Annotated in this window: 20 protein-coding genes and 1 pseudogene; 14 read left to right on the forward strand and 7 right to left on the reverse strand. The window is 26.1% G+C overall.

The annotated features are described in order from the left end of the window. Window positions 1–45 precede the first annotated feature (45 nt). The 6 genes from uppS to rpsB all read right to left on the reverse strand — a co-directional run bounded on the left by uppS (window position 46) and on the right by rpsB (window position 5,132). Window positions 46–786: a polyprenyl diphosphate synthase gene (uppS, locus tag D8S97_RS02570; RefSeq protein WP_158361425.1), complete on the reverse strand. Its 741-nt coding sequence runs from the start codon at window positions 784–786 to the stop codon at window positions 46–48. Window positions 787–832: 46 nt separating this feature from the next. Continuing rightward, window positions 833–2,056, reverse strand: a complete 1,224-nt coding sequence (gene ispC / locus D8S97_RS02575; RefSeq protein ID WP_261789571.1) for a 1-deoxy-D-xylulose-5-phosphate reductoisomerase — start codon at window positions 2,054–2,056, stop codon at window positions 833–835. A gap of 70 nt (window positions 2,057–2,126) precedes the next feature. After that, window positions 2,127–2,684: a ribosome recycling factor gene (gene frr, locus D8S97_RS02580; protein ID WP_158361427.1), complete on the reverse strand. Its 558-nt coding sequence runs from the start codon at window positions 2,682–2,684 to the stop codon at window positions 2,127–2,129. A gap of 52 nt (window positions 2,685–2,736) precedes the next feature. Continuing rightward, entirely contained in the window at window positions 2,737–3,459 is a 723-nt protein-coding gene (pyrH, locus tag D8S97_RS02585; protein WP_158361429.1) for a UMP kinase, read from the reverse strand. A 90-nt stretch (window positions 3,460–3,549) separates the two neighbouring features. After that, complete coding sequence (tsf, locus tag D8S97_RS02590; protein WP_158361431.1) at window positions 3,550–4,356, reverse strand: translation elongation factor Ts; 807 nt, start codon at window positions 4,354–4,356, stop codon at window positions 3,550–3,552. 38 nt (window positions 4,357–4,394) lie between these two features. Then, window positions 4,395–5,132, reverse strand: coding sequence for a 30S ribosomal protein S2 (rpsB, locus tag D8S97_RS02595; protein ID WP_158361433.1), 738 nt, complete (start codon window positions 5,130–5,132; stop codon window positions 4,395–4,397). 321 nt (window positions 5,133–5,453) lie between these two features. On the opposite strand from rpsB, the gene map reads away from it, so the two are divergent. Together map and dapD are read left to right on the forward strand one after the other, a co-directional pair. Then, a complete protein-coding gene (map, locus tag D8S97_RS02600) occupies window positions 5,454–6,239 on the forward strand; it encodes a type I methionyl aminopeptidase (protein ID WP_158361435.1) in 786 nt (261 codons plus the stop codon). Window positions 6,240–6,291: 52 nt separating this feature from the next. Then, window positions 6,292–7,116, forward strand: coding sequence for a 2,3,4,5-tetrahydropyridine-2,6-dicarboxylate N-succinyltransferase (gene dapD / locus D8S97_RS02605; protein WP_158361437.1), 825 nt, complete (start codon window positions 6,292–6,294; stop codon window positions 7,114–7,116). Window positions 7,117–7,163: 47 nt separating this feature from the next. Here the strand turns inward: dapD and degP are convergent, their stop codons facing one another. Beyond that, on the reverse strand, window positions 7,164–8,600 hold the full coding sequence (degP, locus tag D8S97_RS02610; RefSeq protein WP_158361439.1) for a serine endoprotease DegP: 1,437 nt from the start codon (window positions 8,598–8,600) through the stop codon (window positions 7,164–7,166). A gap of 310 nt (window positions 8,601–8,910) precedes the next feature. Here degP and D8S97_RS02615 point away from each other — a divergent pair, with 310 nt between their 5' ends. From D8S97_RS02615 to murD, 12 genes and pseudogenes are all read left to right on the forward strand, one after another. Beyond that, a complete protein-coding gene (locus D8S97_RS02615) occupies window positions 8,911–9,822 on the forward strand; it encodes an FAD:protein FMN transferase (RefSeq protein WP_186821876.1) in 912 nt (303 codons plus the stop codon). A 303-nt stretch (window positions 9,823–10,125) separates the two neighbouring features. Next, window positions 10,126–11,841: an acetolactate synthase 3 large subunit gene (gene ilvI, locus D8S97_RS02620; protein WP_158361443.1), complete on the forward strand. Its 1,716-nt coding sequence runs from the start codon at window positions 10,126–10,128 to the stop codon at window positions 11,839–11,841. A gap of 4 nt (window positions 11,842–11,845) precedes the next feature. Further along, window positions 11,846–12,322, forward strand: a complete 477-nt coding sequence (ilvN, locus tag D8S97_RS02625; protein WP_158361445.1) for an acetolactate synthase small subunit — start codon at window positions 11,846–11,848, stop codon at window positions 12,320–12,322. 177 nt (window positions 12,323–12,499) lie between these two features. Further along, window positions 12,500–13,438 (forward strand): 16S rRNA (cytosine(1402)-N(4))-methyltransferase RsmH, encoded by a 939-nt coding sequence (gene rsmH / locus D8S97_RS02630; protein WP_158361688.1) that lies wholly within the window; start codon window positions 12,500–12,502, stop codon window positions 13,436–13,438. A gap of 2 nt (window positions 13,439–13,440) precedes the next feature. Next, entirely contained in the window at window positions 13,441–13,644 is a 204-nt protein-coding gene (locus D8S97_RS02635) for a cell division protein FtsL (RefSeq protein WP_261789572.1), read from the forward strand. Window positions 13,645–13,743: 99 nt separating this feature from the next. Next, the gene (gene ftsI, locus D8S97_RS02640; protein WP_186821877.1) at window positions 13,744–15,468 is read left to right on the forward strand and encodes a peptidoglycan glycosyltransferase FtsI; all 1,725 of its coding nucleotides are present in this window, start codon (window positions 13,744–13,746) and stop codon (window positions 15,466–15,468) included. 16 nt (window positions 15,469–15,484) lie between these two features. Continuing rightward, entirely contained in the window at window positions 15,485–16,021 is a 537-nt protein-coding gene (locus D8S97_RS03215; protein ID WP_261789573.1) for a Mur ligase family protein, read from the forward strand. A gap of 5 nt (window positions 16,022–16,026) precedes the next feature. Further along, window positions 16,027–17,016: a Mur ligase family protein gene (locus D8S97_RS03220; RefSeq protein ID WP_261789574.1), complete on the forward strand. Its 990-nt coding sequence runs from the start codon at window positions 16,027–16,029 to the stop codon at window positions 17,014–17,016. After that, on the forward strand, window positions 16,976–17,791 hold the full coding sequence (locus D8S97_RS03225) for a Mur ligase family protein (protein ID WP_261789575.1): 816 nt from the start codon (window positions 16,976–16,978) through the stop codon (window positions 17,789–17,791). The genes D8S97_RS03220 and D8S97_RS03225 overlap by 41 nt, the downstream gene beginning before the upstream one ends. Continuing rightward, window positions 17,740–18,351 (forward strand): glutamate ligase domain-containing protein, encoded by a 612-nt coding sequence (locus tag D8S97_RS03230; protein ID WP_261789601.1) that lies wholly within the window; start codon window positions 17,740–17,742, stop codon window positions 18,349–18,351. Before D8S97_RS03225 ends, D8S97_RS03230 begins: the two co-directional genes overlap by 52 nt. Beyond that, window positions 18,335–19,402 (forward strand): phospho-N-acetylmuramoyl-pentapeptide-transferase, encoded by a 1,068-nt coding sequence (gene mraY, locus D8S97_RS02655; protein ID WP_158361448.1) that lies wholly within the window; start codon window positions 18,335–18,337, stop codon window positions 19,400–19,402. Before D8S97_RS03230 ends, mraY begins: the two co-directional genes overlap by 17 nt. Then, a pseudogene (gene murD / locus D8S97_RS02660) lies at window positions 19,402–20,723 on the forward strand (UDP-N-acetylmuramoyl-L-alanine--D-glutamate ligase). The gene mraY and the pseudogene murD overlap by 1 nt, the downstream one beginning before the upstream one ends. The last annotated feature ends 7 nt before the right edge of the window (window positions 20,724–20,730 follow it).

Genomic DNA, 20,730 nt, shown 5'->3' on the forward strand with positions numbered 1-20,730 from the left:
TTTCTATATATTAATAATATTTTTAAAAATTATTTTTTAATTATTTTAAATTCCTCCAAAACGACGTTCACGAGTAATAAAATAATCAATTGCATGCTGAAAATCAAGAGGATTGAAATCAGGCCATAAAATATCAGTAAAATATAGTTCAGAGTATGCTATTTGCCATAAAAAAAAATTACTAATTCTTTTCTCCCCGCCAGTTCTAATAACTAAGTCTACTGGTAATAATTCACTTGTAGACAAATATTGAGAAAAATTTTGTTCTTCAATTTGATTGATATCTAATAATTCTTTTTGAACAGCTTTAACAATTTTTTTTACACCTTGTGTAATATCCCATCTACCACTATAATTTGCAGCAATATTTAAAATTAAACCAGTATTATTTAAAGTTTTTTTTTCTACTTTACTAATATAATTTTGCAACTTTTCACTAAAAAAAGTTATATCTCCAATTACTTTTAAACGAATATTATATTTATTTAAATTTTTTATTTCATTTTTTAATGCAAAAAAAAATAATTTCATTAATGCTTTAATTTCTAATTTCGGACGTCGCCAATTTTCTCTGCTAAAAACATATAAAGTTAATATTTCTATATTATTTTCAACAGCAAACTTTATTATTTTTCTTGCTGTTTTAAAACCTTCTTTATGACCTAAAGTCCTTATTTTACCTCTTTTTTCAGCCCATCGTCCATTTCCATCCATAATAATTGCTATATGACGAAGATTGTCTTCTTTAATTTTTTGCTTATTTTTTAACGAAGATTTATATAACATAATTTTTATAAATTTCTCTTAAGAAAAAATTTTATATGAAATAATATTAAAATATTAAAGACGATATTTTTTTTTCAGATTTTATTCTTGTTTTTTTATCAATTTCTAAAACTTCTTCAATAGAAATAGGTTCTGAAAAAGAAGAAGACATTAAAATATCAGTATTAATTTCAGAGATTTGATTAAAACTAATTTTTGAATCTAGAAAAGCTGATACAGTAACTTCATTAACAGCATTTAAAACTGTCATTGCCGCTTGCCCTTCATCAAAAGCATCAATAGCTAATTTTAAGCATGGAAATTGAATAAAATCTGGTTTAAGAAAAGTTAAATTATTTAATTTATTGAAATTTAAAAAATTAGCTCCAGAACATATACGATCAGGCCAAGACATTGCGTATGAAATTGCAACTTTCATATCAGGAACAGAAAGTTGTGCTAACACTGCCCCATCAATATATTCAACCATAGAATGAATAATAGATTGAGGATGAATCAAAATATCAATTTCTGAAGATGAAGCATTAAATAGCCATCTCGCTTCAGCATATTCAAAACCTTTATTGATCATAGTTGCTGAATCGATTGATATTTTTCTTCCCATTGACCAATTTGGATGAGAGCATGCTTCTGATGCAGTAACAAAAGATAAATTTTCTTTTTTAAAATTATAAAATGGCCCCCCAGAAGCAGTTAAAATAATAGATTTAATACCATTTTTTTTTAAATTTATTTTACCTAAGTTTTCCTGAATAAACTTAGGCAAGACTTGAAAAATTGCATTATGTTCACTATCAATAGGAAAAATTTTAGCTTTATTAAAAGATAAAGCTTTCATAAAAATAATACCTGATGTAATCAAAGATTCTTTATTAGCTAATAAAATTGTTTTTCCAGCGTTTATTGCAGATAAAGTAGGTAATAAACCTGCCATTCCTACAATGGCAGATATAACTAAGTCGGCTTCTTTTAAAGAAGCTAATTCACAAATAGCTTTATTACCAGATAAAACTTGTGTTTTTATTTTTTTATCTTTTAGTTTTTCTCTTAAAATATCAGCTGATTTTTTATTCTTCATTACAACCCAATCAGGAGAAAAAAAATCACATTGTTGTAACATAACAGAAACATTTTTGTCAGCTACTAAAACAATTACTTTAAATAAAGAAGGATTTCTTTTAACGATAGATAAAGCACTGATACCAATAGAACCAGTAGATCCTAAAATAGTTATTTTTTCATAAAAATTTTTAATATCAATAGTATTCAATTATTAAAAATTACTATACAAACATATATTTTAAAATATAAAAAAAACTTTTCAAAATATTATATAAATTTTAAAACTTCATAAGTTCTTTTTCTTTTTCCAATAAAATTGCGTCTATTTTTTTGATATAATCATCCGTCATTATTTGAATTTTATTTTGCGCAGTATGCTCATTATCTTCACTAATAACCTTACTTTTTAAATATTTTTTTATCTTATCATTTGCATCTCGACGAATATTTCTTATATAAATTCGTGTATTTTCTGCATTATTGCGAATTACTTTAATTAAATGTTTTCTTCTTTCTTCTGTCAACCCAGGTATGGGTACAATAATATCTTTGCCATATACAACTGGATTTAAGTCAAGATTTGAATTTAAAATCGCTTTTTTAATCAAAGATGTACTAGAATCATCAAAAATGTTAATTTTAAGAGTATGATAATCTTCAACTACGACATTAGATATTTGCCTCAGAGGAACTTTAGAACCAAAATATTCAACATAAATACTGTTTAATAATTCTGGAGATGCTCGTCCAGTTCGAATGTTATTTATTTGCATTTGAAAATTACTAATGCATACTTTCATCTTTTCATTACTTTTAATATGAATGTCATTAATCACATGAGTTCCTATAAAATATATTCTTTAATTTATAATGTTTTTTACTAAAAACTTACTTAATAAGAGTACCTTCATCATATCCTTTAATAATACGATACAAAGATCTAGGCTTATTAATGTTAAATACTCGAATTGGTAAATTGTGATCTCTAGCTAAAGAAAAAGCTGATAAATCCATTACTTTTAATTCTTTTTGAAGAACATCTTTATATGTTAGTTTTTTATAAAAAATAGCTTGAGAATATTTTTTTGGATCTTTTGAATAAACTCCATCAACTTTTGTACCCTTTAAAATAATATCTGATTTTGTTTCAATACCACGTAAACACGCAGCAGAATCAGTTGTAAATAAAGGATTACCTGTACCTGCAGAAAAAATCACAACAAAATTATTAGATAATAAATCTATTGCTCTTTCATAATTGTATGTTTCGCATATACCATGAATTGGTATAGATGACATAACATAGTTAGGAATCGAATAAGAATTCATAATATCTCTCATAGCTAAACTATTAATAATTGTTGATAAGATACCTATATGATCCGATACTATTCTGTTTATACCTAACTGAGATAAAGTTGCACCGCGAAACAAATTTCCACTCCCAATAACTAAACCTACTTGAATACCGCATTTTAATACTAATTTAATTTCTTTTACTATTCTTTTTAAAGAATTTATATCAATACCAAATTTATTCACTCCCTGCAAAACTTCACCGCTTATTTTAAGCAAAATACGGCGGTATATAAATTTTGTATTGGTAGACATATTTTTTAACCTAAATAGATTTAATTAAAAATATTATTTATTTTTGTATAAATTAATCAGTATTAAATTTTATTTTTAAAATAGTTTTTTTTAATTAATTAAACTCTTTTCTCCTATCTCAAACCTAATGAAAGATATAATGCGAGCATTATATTCATTTAGTAATGAACCTACTGTTTTTGTAGTATCCATAATAAAATTTTGACCAGTTAATGAAATAGTGTTAATAAATTTATTCATTCGACCTTGAACTATTTTTTTTAAGATTTCAGACGATTTATTTTCTTTTTTTGCTAATTCTAATTGAATTTTATATTCACGTTGAAAAACAGAATCGGATATTTCATTTGGAGATAAATATTCAGGTTTGCTTGCAGCAATATGCATAGCAATGTTTTTTAGTGTTTCTTTGTTTAAATTACTAGCACTAACTAATACGCCAATTCGACCACTATGTAAATAAGAAAATATGTTATCGCCTTCAATCAAACTAAATCGATTAATTTTAATATTTTCACCTACTTTTGAAATGAGTTCTGCTTTTTTTATTTCAAAAATATTTTTAATATCATCAATGTTTCTTATCTTTTTTGATAACGCTGTTAAAATTATTTCTTTGCCTAATGCACAAAATAAATCATCTTTTGCAACAAAATCAGTTTGGCAATTTAATTCAAGCATAGCACCTATTTTATTTTGAATCTTTGCAAAAATTAGTCCTTGATTTGTAATATTATGTATTTTTTTTTCAGCTTGTGCTTGTCCTGATTTTCTTAAATTATCAATAGATAATTCAATATCTCCCTTTTCTTCTATTAGAGCACGCTTACACTCCATAAATCCTGCTCCGGTACGTAATCTTAACTCTTTAATTAAAAGAGCAGTAATATTACTCATTATTATTTCCTCTTCTGGTTTAAACTAAAAATACGTAATTATTGTTCTATACTTATATTTTTTTCTGAATCTAATAGCATTTCTCCAAATGAATTACAATTTTGGTTTTTACAAATACTCATTGATACAGCTTTTAAATATAACGTTACTGATCTAATAGCATCATCATTACCAGGAATGACATAATCTACACCATCAGGATTAGAATTAGTATCTACTATAGCAAAAACAGGAATTCCTAAATTATTTGCTTCTTTGATTGCAATATTTTCATGAACAGCATCAATTACAAATAAACAATCAGGTAACCCCCCCATATTTTTAATACCACCTAAACTATTTTCTAACTTAGATAATTCTCTTGTTCTTATTAATGCTTCCTTTTTAGTAAGTTTTAAAAAAGTACCATCTTGTGATTCTATTTCTAAATCTTTTAAACGTTTTATAGATTGTCGAACAGTCTTCCAATTAGTTAACATGCCTCCTAACCAACGATGATTAACATAAAATTGATTGCAATTTATAGCTGTTTCTTTTACTTTTTTACTAGCAGCTCTTTTAGTACCTACAAATAATATTTTCCCTTTTTTAAAAGAAATTTTTTTCAATTCAGATAAAGCAAAATTAAACATTGGAAGAGTTTTTTCCAAATTAATAATATGTACTTTATTGCGAGAACCAAAAATGAAAGGTTTCATCTTTGGATTCCAATAACGTGTTTGATGACCAAAATGAACACCTGCTTTCAACATATCGCGCATTGACACTATTTCCATAATTGTTCCTTAAAATAAAAAAATTTAATCAAGATATCAAAAAAAATACATGCTTTAAATAATTCATTCTAGATAAAAAAATTCTATATATTCATTATAAACGGGAAAAATAGCTTATATTTTTTTATTTCGTCTATGAAAACGAATTTAATATAAATATATCATATTCAATATTAAGAATAATAATAATTATTAACGTCTTTTACGTTTTATTTCAATATTTTAATTAAATAAAAAATAAAAAATTATTTTCAAGTAAAATTTACAACGTATAATTTAAATATTCTAAATTTTCTTAAATATAAAAATTGACTAAATATTATGAGTTGCATAATAAAAACAGAATCAGAAATTAAAAAAATGAAAGTATCTGGAAAAATAGCTGCAGAAGTATTAGAAATGATTGAACACTATATTAAACCTAATATAAGTACAGAAGAAATTAATAATATTTGTCATGATTTTATTATTAAAAAAAAAGCTGTTTCAGCATGTTTAGGCTATCATGGTTTTCCAAAATCTATTTGCGTCTCTGTTAATGACGTAGTATGCCATGGAATTCCAAATAAAAATCAAATTTTAAAATCAGGAGACATAGTTAATATCGATGTTACAATTATAAAAAAAGACTATCATGCAGATACCTCAAAAATGTTCCTTGTAGGAAAAACAAGTATTTTATCTCAACGTTTATGCAAAATAGCTCAAGAAAGTCTATATAAATCTTTAAATATATTAAAACCCGGTATACCTCTATACAAAATTGGTGAAGTTATTCAAAATTACGTTGAAAATAATAATTTTTCAGTTGTAAAAGAATATTGTGGTCATGGTATTGGACGTTCATTCCATGAAGAACCATATGTACTTCATTATAAAAACAAAAGTGATATTTTTTTAGAAAAAGGAATGATTTTTACTATCGAGCCTATGATTAATGCAGGAAGTCATGAAGTACGATGTATGAAAGATGGTTGGACTGTTAAAACAAAAGATCATTCTCTATCTGCTCAATACGAACATACTGTACTAATAACAAAAGACGGATGCGATATTTTAACATGGCAAAAAAATGAAACAATACCATCTAAGTTTATTAACAAATGATTAAATCCAGTAAAAAAATTTAATAACAAATTCCATTAGGTCCATTTAAAAAATGAGAAAATATAAAGAAATAATTGAAAATGCTTATGCAAAAAAAAATGAAATTAATAGCAAAAATATCGATGTTGAAACGAACCAAACAATTCATCATATTATTAAATTGTTAAATAGTGGAAAAATTAGAATTGCAGAAAAAAAAGAAAATGTTTGGATTACACATCAATGGTTAAAAAAAGCGATTTTATTATATATGTATTTAAATAAAAATAATATATTTCAAGGTAGTTTTAGTAAATACTACGATAAAATTCCTCTTAAATATGAAAATTACAATGAAGAAAAATTTAAAAAAGAAAAAATTCGTGTAGTTCCACCAGCTACAATTCGATATGGTTCTTTTATTAATTCTAATACAGTTGTAATGCCATCATACATAAATATTGGTGCGTATGTAGATCAAGGTACTATGATAGATACTTGGGCTACCGTAGGTTCTTGTGCTCAAATTGGAAAAAACGTACATCTATCAGGAGGTGTAGGCATAGGAGGAGTTCTAGAACCTCTTCAAAACAATCCTACAATTATCGAGGATAACTGTTTTATTGGAGCACGTTCTGAAATAGTAGAAGGAGTAATTGTAGAGGAAGGTTCAGTGATCTCTATGGGAGTCTTTATAGGACAAAGTACTAAAATTTATAATAGAGAAACAGGAGAAATTGTATATGGAAGAGTCCCAGCTCATTCTGTAGTAGTTTCTGGAAGTTTACCAGCAAAGAATGGAAAATATAATCTATATTCTGCTATAATTGTTAAAAAAGTAGATTCCAAAACACTTAATAAAGTAGAAATCAATCAACTTTTACGCGATAAAAAATAAACAAATGAAAACCGCCCGGTAGTATATCGGGCGGAACAATAAAATAGTTATTCACTCACTAAGTAAATACTATTACTTCCTCTTTTCACACTAAAAACTAGTATATTTGGCTTTAAATCTAAAATATTTTTCAAATCATTTAAATTATTTATTAATTTTTGATTTACTTCTACAATAATATCATCTTTCTTAAAACCAATTTTTGAAGCTTGAGTGTTTGATTTTACATTCTCTATTTTTACACCTTTTTGTCCATTTAACGAGTAATCACTTAAATCAGCACCTTCTACACCTGTATAAATATCTCCTAAATTAACACTGTTTTTTAAAGATGGCTTCAATTCAACAATTACATTTTTAGTTATTCCATCTCGAAATATTCCTAATTCCATTTTAGTAGATACTGGTAAAGACCCCACTTCAGCACGTAATGCTGCAAAACTAGAAATTAATTTTTTATTTAAAGAAACGATAATATCACCTGCTTTAATACCTGCATGAAAAGCAGAAGAATCTGGTAAAACTTGACTGACAAATGCACCTTTTTGAGCATTTATTTTCATTACATTAGCTAGATCTGAATTTAGCTCCATACCTATAATTCCTAGTTCTCCACGTTTTACTTGTCCAAATTTAACCATTTGTTCTGTAAGGTTTTTAACCATGTTTCCAGGAATAGCAAATCCAATTCCAATGTTACCCCCATCTGGTGCTAATATAGCAGTGTTAATACCTATTAATTCACCATTTAAATTAACTAATGCCCCACCAGAATTACCTCTGTTGATAGCTGCATCAGTTTGAATAAAATTTTCATAATGCTCAATATTTAATCCACTTCTTCCTAAAGCAGAAATAATACCAGAAGTTACAGTTTCACCAAGACCATACGGATTACCGATAGCAACAGTATAGTCACCTACCCGCAGAGTATCAGAATCAGCAATTTTTATCGCACTTAAGTTTTTTGCATCTTTTAATTGTATTAAAGCAATATCAGAACGGGCATCTTTTCCAATTATGCAAGCTTCATAACGACGTCCATCACTTAGTTGCACTTGAATTTTATTTGCGTTTTCTACAACATGATTATTTGTTACAGCATATGCTTTATCAGCGTTAATAATTACACCAGAACCTAATGCATGAAATTTTTCGTGCATATTACTAGAATTGGGATTAGAACGACAAAAAGGAGAATTTCGAAATGGTGAGTTACCCTGACAAAAAGGAGAATTATGACCAAAAAATGGTTGAAACTGATGAGGTAAGCGAGAAGTATGAACTACAGTACTTCCTTCAATGTTAATACTGATAACTGAAGGCATAACTTTTTCTAACATAGGAGCTAAACTAGGAGCTAGTTGTACAGAAGGAATGTTTTGAGAAGAAGTAAAGGTTTTACTTCCCCAAGACATTCCAAGACTTAGTAATAGCGTTAAAACAAGCGTTATCCCGCTTAATACTATATTTATTCTTTTCATCGTTTATTTCTCGTAAAGTACAATCTGATCTTATAAATAAAACTATTTAAAAAATTACTATTAAATTACAATAAATTTTAGTATACACTCCATCTTTAATTAACTCCATCGATGGTTAATAGAAAATAAAAAAATAAATTTATTAAACTAAAATATAAAAATAATTTATAATAAATTTTTTATTTTTATAGACAATCTTATATCGATGATTTTAAATATTATGTTTAGTGTTTTTTTGTTATTTTTAATAATTTTTAATATATTACATAAAAATGAAGAAGAAAAATTTACACAATTAAAAGGAAAAACTATGAGTACATACTGGCAAGTTAATATTCCATATGTACAAAACAAGTTATATATAAAACATTTAATACAAAAAAATTTAGACAAAGATGAAGAGCTATTATCTTCTTGGAAAAAAAACTCTTTAGTATCTAAATTTAATAAACTAAAAAAAAATAAACTATTATCTATTAACGAAGAATTCTTTAAAATTATTTCAATAGCGTTTAAAATTAATAAAAAAACTTATGGAAAACTAGATATTACAATTGGAAATTTAATTAATATATGGGGATTTGGAAATAAAAAAAAACCATATAATTATCCATCTATTAATGAAATAAAAAAAAATATTTCTCTTACCGGAATTAAACACTTAACTTTAATTAGAAATTCTACTGGCAATTATATTAAAAAAGATTTAGATGGTATTAAAATTAATCTTTCTACGTTAGGTGAAGGATTTGCAACAGATCATCTTGCTTCAGTTCTTAAAAAAGAAGGAATAGAAAACTATACTGTTTCAGTAGGAGGTACAGTGTTAGTTAAAATAAAAAATAAAGAAAATCCTAAAATTATTGCAATTCAAAAACCTACTGATAAAATAAAATCAATTCACTTATTAGTCCACTTAAAAAATGAATCAATTAGCACAGCTGGTACTTATCGAAATTATTATTTTTTAAAAAATAAAAAAATATCACACTTGATTGATCCTAAAACAGGAATTCCTATAACACATAACTTAGTATCAGTTAGCGTAATTTCACCAACTGCTTTAGAAGCCGATGGTTGGGATAGTGCTTTACTTGTTTTAGGTTTTAAAAAAGCAAAAAAATTAGCATTAAGAGAAAATTTAGCAGTTTGTCTCATAACTAAAAAAAACAATATTTTTTCAACATGGATGTCACCCCATTTCAAAGAATTTTTAATATAATACTAAAAGGTTTCATTAATATTAAAAAATGCAGATCAATCGTTTTTAATAAAACATATTTAAATTCATTTCAATTGATTGATAATATTCAATATATTTGTAATAATGAATTAATTAACCTAAAAAAAATCAAGTTTTCTACAAATTTTAAATTAAGTAATTGTATTAAAAAATAAAAACGTTTATTTAAAATTTTTTTAATATGTTAAATTATTCTTTTTTTATCTAGATAAACTATCAGGATAAACTACAAATAGAAAACTAGGAAATAAAACCTAATAAATTAGCATCCTGGAGGAAAAATTGGAAATATTATCAGGAGCCGAAATGGTCATCAGATCATTAATTAATCAGGGAATACAGCATATATTTGGTTATCCTGGTGGTGCTGTCCTAGATATTTATGATGCTCTAAAAACTGTTGGCGGAATTGAACATATTTTAGTACGACACGAACAAGCAGCAACTCATATGGCTGATGGATATGCAAGATCTACTGGAAAAATAGGTGTTGTATTAGTTACTTCTGGACCAGGAGCTACTAACGCTATTACTGGTATTGCTACAGCTTATATGGATTCTATTCCAATGGTCGTAATTTCTGGTCAAGTAGCTTCATCATTAATTGGATACGATGCATTTCAAGAATGTGATATGATTGGTATTTCTCGTCCGATAGTAAAACATAGTTTTTTAGTAAAAAAAACTGAAGATATACCTATCATTTTTAAAAAAGCTTTTTGGTTGGCATCTACTGGACGTCCTGGACCAGTAGTTATTGATTTACCAAAAGATATTTTAAAGAAAACAAATAAATACAATTTTGTATGGCCTCAAAATGTACATATACGTTCTTATAATCCAACAACTAAAGGTCACCAAGGACAAATTAAAAAAGCATTACGTACATTATTAAAAGCAAAAAAACCTGTTATTTACGCGGGCGGGGGAATTATCAGTTCTAACAGCAGTGAAGAACTGCGTATATTTGCAGAAAAAATCAATTGCCCTGTAACAACATCTTTAATGGGATTAGGTGGATTTCCAGGAAGCCATATGCAAAGCATTTCTATGTTGGGTATGCATGGTACTTACGAAGCCAATATGGCTATGCATTATTCTGATGTAATTTTTGCAATTGGTGTTCGATTTGACGATCGAACAACAAATAATTTAAAAAAATATTGTCCAAACGCTACTATTTTACATGTTGATATTGATCCTACTTCAATTTCTAAAACTGTTTCAGCAGACATTCCTATTGTTGGAGATGCTAAACAAGTTTTAAAAGAAATGATTGAACTGATAAAAAAAGAAAAACACATTCATTCTTTAAATGAATGGTGGGCTTCTATAGAAGAATGGAAAAAAGTTAAAAGTTTAGAATATAATAAAAAAAGTACTAAAATAAAACCACAAACAATTATTAAGACTCTTTTTAAATTAACAAAAGGCACATCTTATATTACTTCAGATGTAGGCCAACATCAAATGTTTACAGCTCTATACTATCAATTTAATCAACCTAGACGTTGGATTAACTCAGGTGGATTAGGTACAATGGGATTTGGATTACCTGCCGCTTTAGGCGTTAAATTAGCATTACCAAAAGCTACTGTAATTTGTATTACTGGAGATGGTAGTATTCAAATGAATATTCAAGAATTGTCCACAGCACGACAATATAATCTTGCAATTTTAATATTAAATCTTAATAATTCCTCCTTAGGAATGGTTAAACAATGGCAAGACATGATTTATTCTGGAAGACATTCGCATTCCTATATGGATTCACTTCCAGATTTTGTAAAATTAGTTGAATCATATGGACACGTTGGTCTAAAAATAAAAAAGACTGAGGAATTAGAAGAAAAACTAATATTAGCATTAAAAAAACTATCTGAAGGTAATTTAGTTTTTTTAGATATTCACATAGATGATTCTGAGCATGTTTATCCGATGCAAATTCAAGGTGGCGGTATGAATGAAATGTGGTTAAGGAAAAAAGAGGTTTCCTAAAAATATGCGAAGAATTTTATCTGTTCTCTTAGAGAATGAATCAGGTGCTTTATCCCGAGTGATAGGACTCTTTTCACAAAGAGGCTATAATATCGAAACAATTACAGTTGCACCAACAGAAGATCCTTCTCTTTCAAAAATGACTATACAAACAATTGGAAATGAAAAATCTATTGAACAAATTGAAAAACAATTACACAAATTAATTGATGTATTAAGAGTAATAAAAATTGGACAAAATTCTCATATAGAACGTGAAATAATGTTATTGAAGGTACAAACAAATAATTGTAAAAAAAATGATATTAAGCATATTACTGAAGTATTTCGAGGACAAATTGTAGATATAACATCTACAACATATGTATTACAGCTTTCTGGTACTACAAAAAAATTAGATTCTTTTCTCAAAATAATTAGAAATATAGCAGAAATTATTGAAATGACTCGTTCTGGAATAGTGGGTATTTCTCGAGGTTGATTTTTTTATATTAGTCAACAGTTAACTTCTACTTAAAAAATTTCTTTTAAAAAAATATTTTTGTTTATACATATAAAATATTTAAGAATAATTTATCAAAAAAACTATATTAAACATGGTTATTTTCATCTGAAAATGACCATGTACCTTCTTCATTTATATCATGCATATTCCACTATGAATCAAAAAATCAAACATATTTCTGTAATGAAAAAAGAAATAATAGAATCATTAAAAATAAAAAAAAACGGTATTTATATTGATGGTACATTTGGAATGGGTGGCCATTCTATTTCAATTTTAAAAAAATTAGGAACACAAGGAAAACTCTATTCTCTTGATAGAGATCCAAATTCTGTATTTATAGGAAAACAAATTAAAGATAAACGTTTTGATATCATTCATGAAAAATTTTCAAAAATATTAAATTATGCGAGATATAAAAATATTATTGGAAAAGTCAACGGAATCTTATTTGATCTTGGAACATCATCATTGCAAATAGAAGATGAAAAAAGAGGTTTTTCTTTTAAAAAGAATGGTCCTTTAGATATGAGAATGAATCCAAATTGTGGCATTTCTGCTTCAGATTGGCTTTTCAAAAGTGATATGAACAAAATTTATTTTGTTTTAAAAAATTTTGGAGAAGAACGATTTGCAAAAAGAATTGCGTATGCAATAAAAAACTATTGCAAAACAAAAAAAATAAAAAGTACTTTTGAACTAGTAGATATTATAAAAAAGGCAACACCTATAAAAAATAAATTCAAACACCCTGCTAGAAGAACGTTTCAAGCAATTCGAATTTATATCAATCAAGAACTAGAGGAAATTAAACAAGGATTAGAAAAAACCCTACAAATATTAAAACCAGGAGGTCGTCTTTCAATTATTTCTTTTCATTCTTTAGAAGATAGAATAGTAAAAAAATTTATGATAAAACATAGTAAAAAAGCAACTGTTCCATACGGTTTTCCTATTACAGAAAATCAATTAAAAAAACTAAAAAAATGTAAATTAAAAATTATTAATCGTATTCTACCAACTCCGAAAGAAATTGAAAAAAATTCTCGATCTCGTAGCTCCATACTTCGAATAGCTGAACTAAAAGAATAAATATGAAAATAAAACGTTATGATCTACCAAAAATAATTAAAAAAGATTTATTTCTACATGGAAAAATCCATTTGATTTTACTATTAGCAATAATTTTATCTGCTAATTCTGTTATTATCGTAGTTTATAATACTCGATTATTAATTTCTGAAGAAGAAAATTTGAATTTAAAACAAAAAAAAAAGACGATGAATGGAGAAATTTAATAATCGAAAAAAACGCTATTTCTATACCTTCTATTAATTAGAAATTAATATTTTCAATTAAATAAAAAACATGTCTAAAATATAATAGATAGCTTAAAAATGTATACGAAAAAAAAAATGAACTTTTTTAAAAAAAAAAGAACAAAAAAAACAATTTATATAAATTGGCGTTTTATAACATTGTGCAGCATTGTTTTTTTATTTTTAGTAGTTTTAACATTACGCATAATATTTCTTCAAATAATCAATTCTAAAAAACTAGTATATGAAGGAGATCGCAGAACACTCAGAATACAATCAGTCATAAGTAGAAGAGGAATAATTAATGACCGATCGGGATATCCATTAGCTGTTGCTGTTCCAGTAAGTGCAGTGTTTGTAGATCCAACAATGATTGTAAATATAAAAGATATTAAAAATAATATACGTTGGAAAGCATTATCAGAGATATTATCAATTCCATTAAAAAAAATAATATTTCGTATGACTTCAGACAAACATCTGAAGTTTATTTATTTAGCTCGCCAAATTAGTCCAGAAATTGGAGATTATATCAAAGCATTAAAATTACCAGGAGTTTCTTTAATAGAAGAGTCAAAACGATATTATCCTTCTGGAGAAATCGCAGCTCAATTAATTGGGATAAATAATATAGACGGAGAAGGAATTGAAGGTATAGAAAAAAGCTTTAATTCATATCTAAAAGGAAAACCAGGAAAAAGAAAAATAAGAAAAGATAACCAAGGACAAATAATTGAAAACGAATCCTTAATTAACAAATCTAATTCTAACAATTTAATACTAAGTATCGATAAGAAATTACAAACAATTGTATATAAAAAATTAAACAACGCAGTTAATGAAAATAAAGCTGATTTTGGAATTGCTATTTTAATCAAAATAAAAACTGGGGAAATATTAGCTATGGCTAATAGCCCTTCATACAATCCGAATGATATGCAATACATGATCAAAAAAAATCTTCGCAATAGAGCTATTACAGACGTTTTTGAACCAGGATCAACAGTTAAACCAATTGTTATTATGGAAGCACTAAAGAAAGGAATAATTAAAAAAAATTCAATAATTAACACGAAGCCGTATTTCATAAAAAAACATAAAATAAAAGATGTAGCATACCATGATAAATTAAACATAACGGGAATCTTGAAAAAATCTAGTAACGTTGGAGTATCAAAAATTGCATTATCTATGAATACTTCAGAATTAATTAATAGCTATATTAAATTTGGATTAGGAGAACCAACTAATTTAGGATTAATTGGAGAACAAAAAGGTTTTCTTCCTAAGAAAAAAAAATTATCAGATTTAGAAAAAGCTACTTTTTCTTTTGGATATGGGCTAATGATAACTCCTCTTCAATTAGCTCGTTTATATACAATTATTGGAAGCTATGGAATTTATCGTCCACTTTCAATTATTAAAATTGATCATCCATTATATGAAAAAAGAATTTTTCCCAAAAAATATGTAAAAAATGTTATCCATATGATGGAAACTGTTGCCCAACCTGGTGAAGGTGGTGCTCAAGCGGCAATTAAAGGATACCGTGTTGCAATTAAAACAGGAACTGCAAAAAAAGTAGGTATTCACGGATACTATATCAAAAAATATATAGCTTATACTGCAGGAATAGTACCAGCTAGCGATCCAAAATTCTCTTTAACAATTATAGTTGATAATCCTAAAGGAAAAAAATACTACGGAGGTGCAGTTTCTGCGCCAATATTTAGTAATATAATGAAATTAGTACTAAAAGAAATGAAAATAAAACCAGATAATTTAAAAAATAAACTATCATAATTTTATAAAAACATTAATGAAAAAAAATAACTTAAAACATGTCTTATTTCCATGGATTAAAAACACTCCTGAAAAAATTTTTTCAAATTTCTCTTTAGATAGTCGAAAAATAACTTCTCAAGATGTTTTTCTAGCTATAGAAGGTTCAAAAGAAAATGGAAATAATTTTATTTCTGAAGCAATTGAAAAAAAAGTAGTAGCAATACTCTCTGAAACTAAAGAAAAAGAAAAACATGGAGAAATAAATTATATCAATACGATTCCTATATTATCTTTTTTTCAATTATCTGAAAATATTTCACACTTAGCAGGAAGAATGTACAAGGAACCAGCTAAAAAATTGACAATTATTGGCGTAACTGGAACTAATGGAAAAACCACTGTAACACAATTAATTAATCAATGGAGTGAATTATTAGGAAAAAAAACCGGTACAATGGGAACTTTAGGAAATGGTTTTTTTAATAATTTAAAACCTACAAAAAACACGACTTCTTCAGCTATTGATATTCAATCATTTTTATATATCGCTTTAAAAAAAAAATTAATTTAATTACTATGGAAGTTTCATCACACGGTTTAACACAACATCGTGTAAAAAATATTCCATTCTATATTGGAATATTTACCAACTTAACACAAGATCATTTAGATTATCATAAAAATATGAAAAAATATGAATCAGCAAAATGGTCTTTTTTTAGTCAACACAAAGTAAAAAAATTTATATTAAACGCCAATGATAAATGTGCAAAAAAATGGTTAAAAAAACTGTCGGATAAATACACAATTGCAGTGACTATCAAAGATGAAACACAAAAAAAATATTCTAAAAAATGGATAAACGCAGTTCGTATTAAATCTAATATAAATTTTACTAATATAGAATTCGAATCTAGTTGGGGTAAGGGAATTCTATCAACTTGTTTAATTGGTTATTTTAATATACAAAATTTATTATTATCATTTGCTTCCATGCTAGAAATGAACTATAAATTATCAGACTTAATTAATACATCTATTCAACTTCAACCCATACTTGGTCGCATGCAACAATTCAATGCTGTTGGAAAACCAACAGTAATTATAGACTATGCTCATACTCCTGACGCATTAAAAAAAGCATTAAATTCAATTAGATCATATTATTTAAAAAATAAAATATGGTGTATATTTGGATGTGGAGGAGAAAGAGATCAAAAAAAACGTCCATTAATGGGCGCTATTTCAGAAAAAATAGCAGATAGAATAATCATTACGAATGATAATCCTAGAAATGAAAATCCAAATAAAATTATCCAAGAAATTATACAAGGATGTATACAAAAAGAAAAAATAAAAATTATTCCTGATAGAAAAAAAGCAATATCATCTGTTTTTTTCGAAGCTAATATTAATGACATAATTTTCATATCGGGAAAAGGACATGAAAATCAACAAATAATTGGAAATAAAATAATTAATTATTCCGATCAAAAAGTAATATTAAAATTATTGGAAAAACAACATGATTCCTTTATCGTTAAAAAAAATAGCCACTATCACTAACGGTCAATTATACGGAAAAGATTTTATAATAAATGAAATTGTCATAAATACAAAAAAAATTACATTAGGCTGTCTTTTTATTGCTTTGAAAGGTAAAAAGTTTGATGCACATATATTTATAAAAAAAGCAGTTAACAAAGGTTGTTCTGCAATTATAAGTCAAAAAAAAATCAATTTTAATATTTCTTATATTATAGTAGAGGATACATCTATTGCTTTAGGAAAAATTGCAGCTTGGATTCGTCAAAAAATAAATCCGAAAATATTAGCAATTACTGGATCCTGTGGAAAAACATCGGTAAAAGAAATGACTAAATCTATCCTAGAAAGAAATGCAAAAACAATATCTACAATCGATAATTTAAACAATCACATCGGAGTACCTATAACCTTAATGAGGTTAACAAAAAAACACAAATATGGAGTAATTGAATTAGGTGCGAACAATCCTGGTGAAATTTATTATACTGCCAATATTACACAACCAAATGTAGTTTTAATAAATAATATTTATTACTCACATTTAGAAGGCTTTAAATCTTTATTGGGAGTATCCAAAGCAAAAGCAGAAATATTATCTGGTCTAAAATCTCAAGGTATAGTTATCATTAATTTAGATAGTAATCATCTTTCTCAATGGAAAAAAGAAATAAAAAATAAAAATATTTTTTATTTTTCTATTCAAAAAAAAAAGAAAGTAATTTTTTTTCTACTAATATCAAAATATATGCAGACAAAACATCTTTTACTATGTGTACACCGTCTGGTAAAATAGACATTTCATTGCCTCTTTTAGGATATCAAAACATATCTAATGCGCTAGCAGCTAGCGCTCTTGCATTTTCTCTTAATATACCTTTAAAACAAATTCAAGATGGTCTACTGTCAACACCTATATTACCAGGTCGATTAGAATCAATTAAATTAAGTATTGATAATATTTTAATTAACGATACATATAATTCTAACGTTGCTTCAATGATAACAGCAATCAAAGTATTAGAAAAAATGCCAGGTTACAAGATACTTGTAGTTAGTGATATGGCTGAATTAGGAGAAAAAAGTACTCTGTATCATAAAATTATAGGAAACATTGCTAATTCATCTACAATAGATTACATCTTAAGTATTGGTAAAAAAAGTTATGAAATTAGCAAAATATGTAAAAATAGTACACATTTTCTAGAAAAAGAAAAATTAAAAAAATGTTTAAAAAAAATAATTTTAAAAAAAAATAAAACTACAGTTCTAATTAAAGGTTCTCGTAAAACGAAAATGGAAAAAATAGTAAAATATCTAATCAGGGAGTTTAAAAAAAATGCTGATTTGGATTAATCAATATTTATATTTAACAGTGTTGTCTTCTATTTCATTTAGAATGATATTCAGTTTGTTAACATCTTTTTTTATTAATTTATATTTCATTCCATATATTATATCTTATTTTAAAAAATCACAAAAATACCAAATAATACGTAAAGATGGCCCAATAACACATAGTTTAAAAAAAAATACACCAACTATGGGAGGATTATTTATACTTATTTCAATATTGATTTCTATCTTCCTTTATTGTAATTTATTTAATGAATACATTTGGTATGTTATCGGTATATTAATAGGATATGGCTTGATTGGATTTTTAGATGATTATAAAAAAATAAAGTATCAAAGTCCTAAAGGATTAAAAATTTCTTTAAAGTTTTTTTGGTTATCAATAATTGCCGTGATTATTATTTATTCAATTCATTTAAATTTAAATAACAGTATTAGTATTGAATTGGCAATTCCATTTTATAAAAAAGTATTTCTAAAAGTAAATTATTTATATATGTTTTTATGTTATTTTGTTATCGTTGGAACAAGCAATGCAGTTAATTTAACAGATGGATTAGATGGATTGGCAATTATGCCAATAATTCTATTATCTTTTGGTTTAGGAATAATTTCTTTTTGCAGTTCAAATGTTTTTATTTCTAATTATATGAATATTCCTTATTTAGAAAAAGCAAACGAATTAAGTGTTTTATGTACAGCAATAATTGGATCAGGATTGGGATTTTTATGGTTTAATACTTATCCAGCTAAAATATTTATGGGCGACATTGGATCATTATCATTAGGTGGTTCTTTAGGAACAATAGCTATATTGTTGCATCAAGAATTTTTATTATTAATTTTAGGTGGTATTTTCGTATTTGAAACTATATCAGTAATACTACAAATTATATACTTTAAAATAAGAAAAAAAAGAATGTTTAAAATGGCACCAATACACCATCATTACGAAATAAAAGGATTATCAGAATCTTTAATTGTTGTAAGATTTTGGATAATTTCGCTGCTATTTTTGTTCATAGGAATACTGTCTTTAAAGGTAAATTAATGTCACATAATTATTTTGGAAAAAAAATATTAATTTTAGGATTAGGATTAACTGGAATATCATGTATTAATTTTTTTTAAAAAAAGGAATAAAACCTAGAGCAATAGATGAATCTAAAAAACCTATCTTTTTGCATAAAATCTCTAAAAACGTTGAATATAAATTAGGACATTTAGAAAAAGATTGGATTTTAGAATCTGATTTAATTATCATCAGTCCAGGTATTTCTTCTTTTAAACCTATTTTAATGAAAGCTCGTTCATTAGGAATTGAAATTATTAGCGATATTGAATTGTTTTCTAGAGAAACAAAGTGTCCAATTATTTCTATTACTGGTACTAATGGAAAGAGTACCGTAGCAACTATGGTAAAAAAAATTGCAGAAAAATCAGGAGAAAAAGTTTGTTTAGGAGGAAATATCGGGTTACCAGTATTAGAAATGCTAACAAAAAAAGCTAGTTTATATGTACTTGAATTATCGAGTTTTCAATTAGAAAATACATTTAGTTTAAAATCGAAAATAGCTGTAGTTCTAAATATCACTGAAGATCATCTTGATAGATATCCGAAAGGCTTTTCACAATATAAAAAAATTAAATTGTCTATTTACAATCAAGCTGAAACTTGTTTGATTAACTTAAAAAAAAGAGAAAAAAAACCATTTAATACAAAATTAAAAAAATATATTAGCTTTGGTATATATAAAAATAATGACTATTATATTAATTATGAAAAAGAAAAAACATTTTTATGCTGCAAAAATGAAAATATACTTGATACTACTAGTATGTTGATACATGGAAATCATAACCATGAAAATGCACTTGTATCATTAGCAATTTCTGATGAAATGAGATTTGATCGCAAAATTGCAATAAATACACTTAAAAACTTTTCAGGATTACCACATCGATTTGAAACAGTTCATATTAATAATAATATATCCTGGATCAATGATTCTAAATCCACTAATGTTAACAGCACTAAAGTTGCTCTTCAAAATCTGAATACAAAAGGAACAATATGGTTATTACTAGGAGGAGACAGTAAATCTTCAAATTTTGATATTTTAAAAAAATATTTTAAAAAATTAAAAATACAAATATATTGTTTTGGGAAAGACGGTCTTATTTTATCAAAACTATGTAAAAAAAAATCTTTTCATATTGAAACTTTAAAACAAGCAATAAATTTAATCTCAAAAAAAGTCCAACGAGGTGACATTGTTCTTTTATCTCCTGGATGCAGTAGTAAAGATCAATTTTCTAACTTTGAAGAAAGAGGTAATCTTTTCATAGAATTATCCAAGGAAATGAATTAATGTTTTT

The sequence above is a fragment of the Buchnera aphidicola (Rhopalosiphum maidis) genome, assembly GCF_003671935.1.
Classification (GTDB): Bacteria; Pseudomonadota; Gammaproteobacteria; order Enterobacterales; family Enterobacteriaceae; genus Buchnera; species Buchnera aphidicola_AL.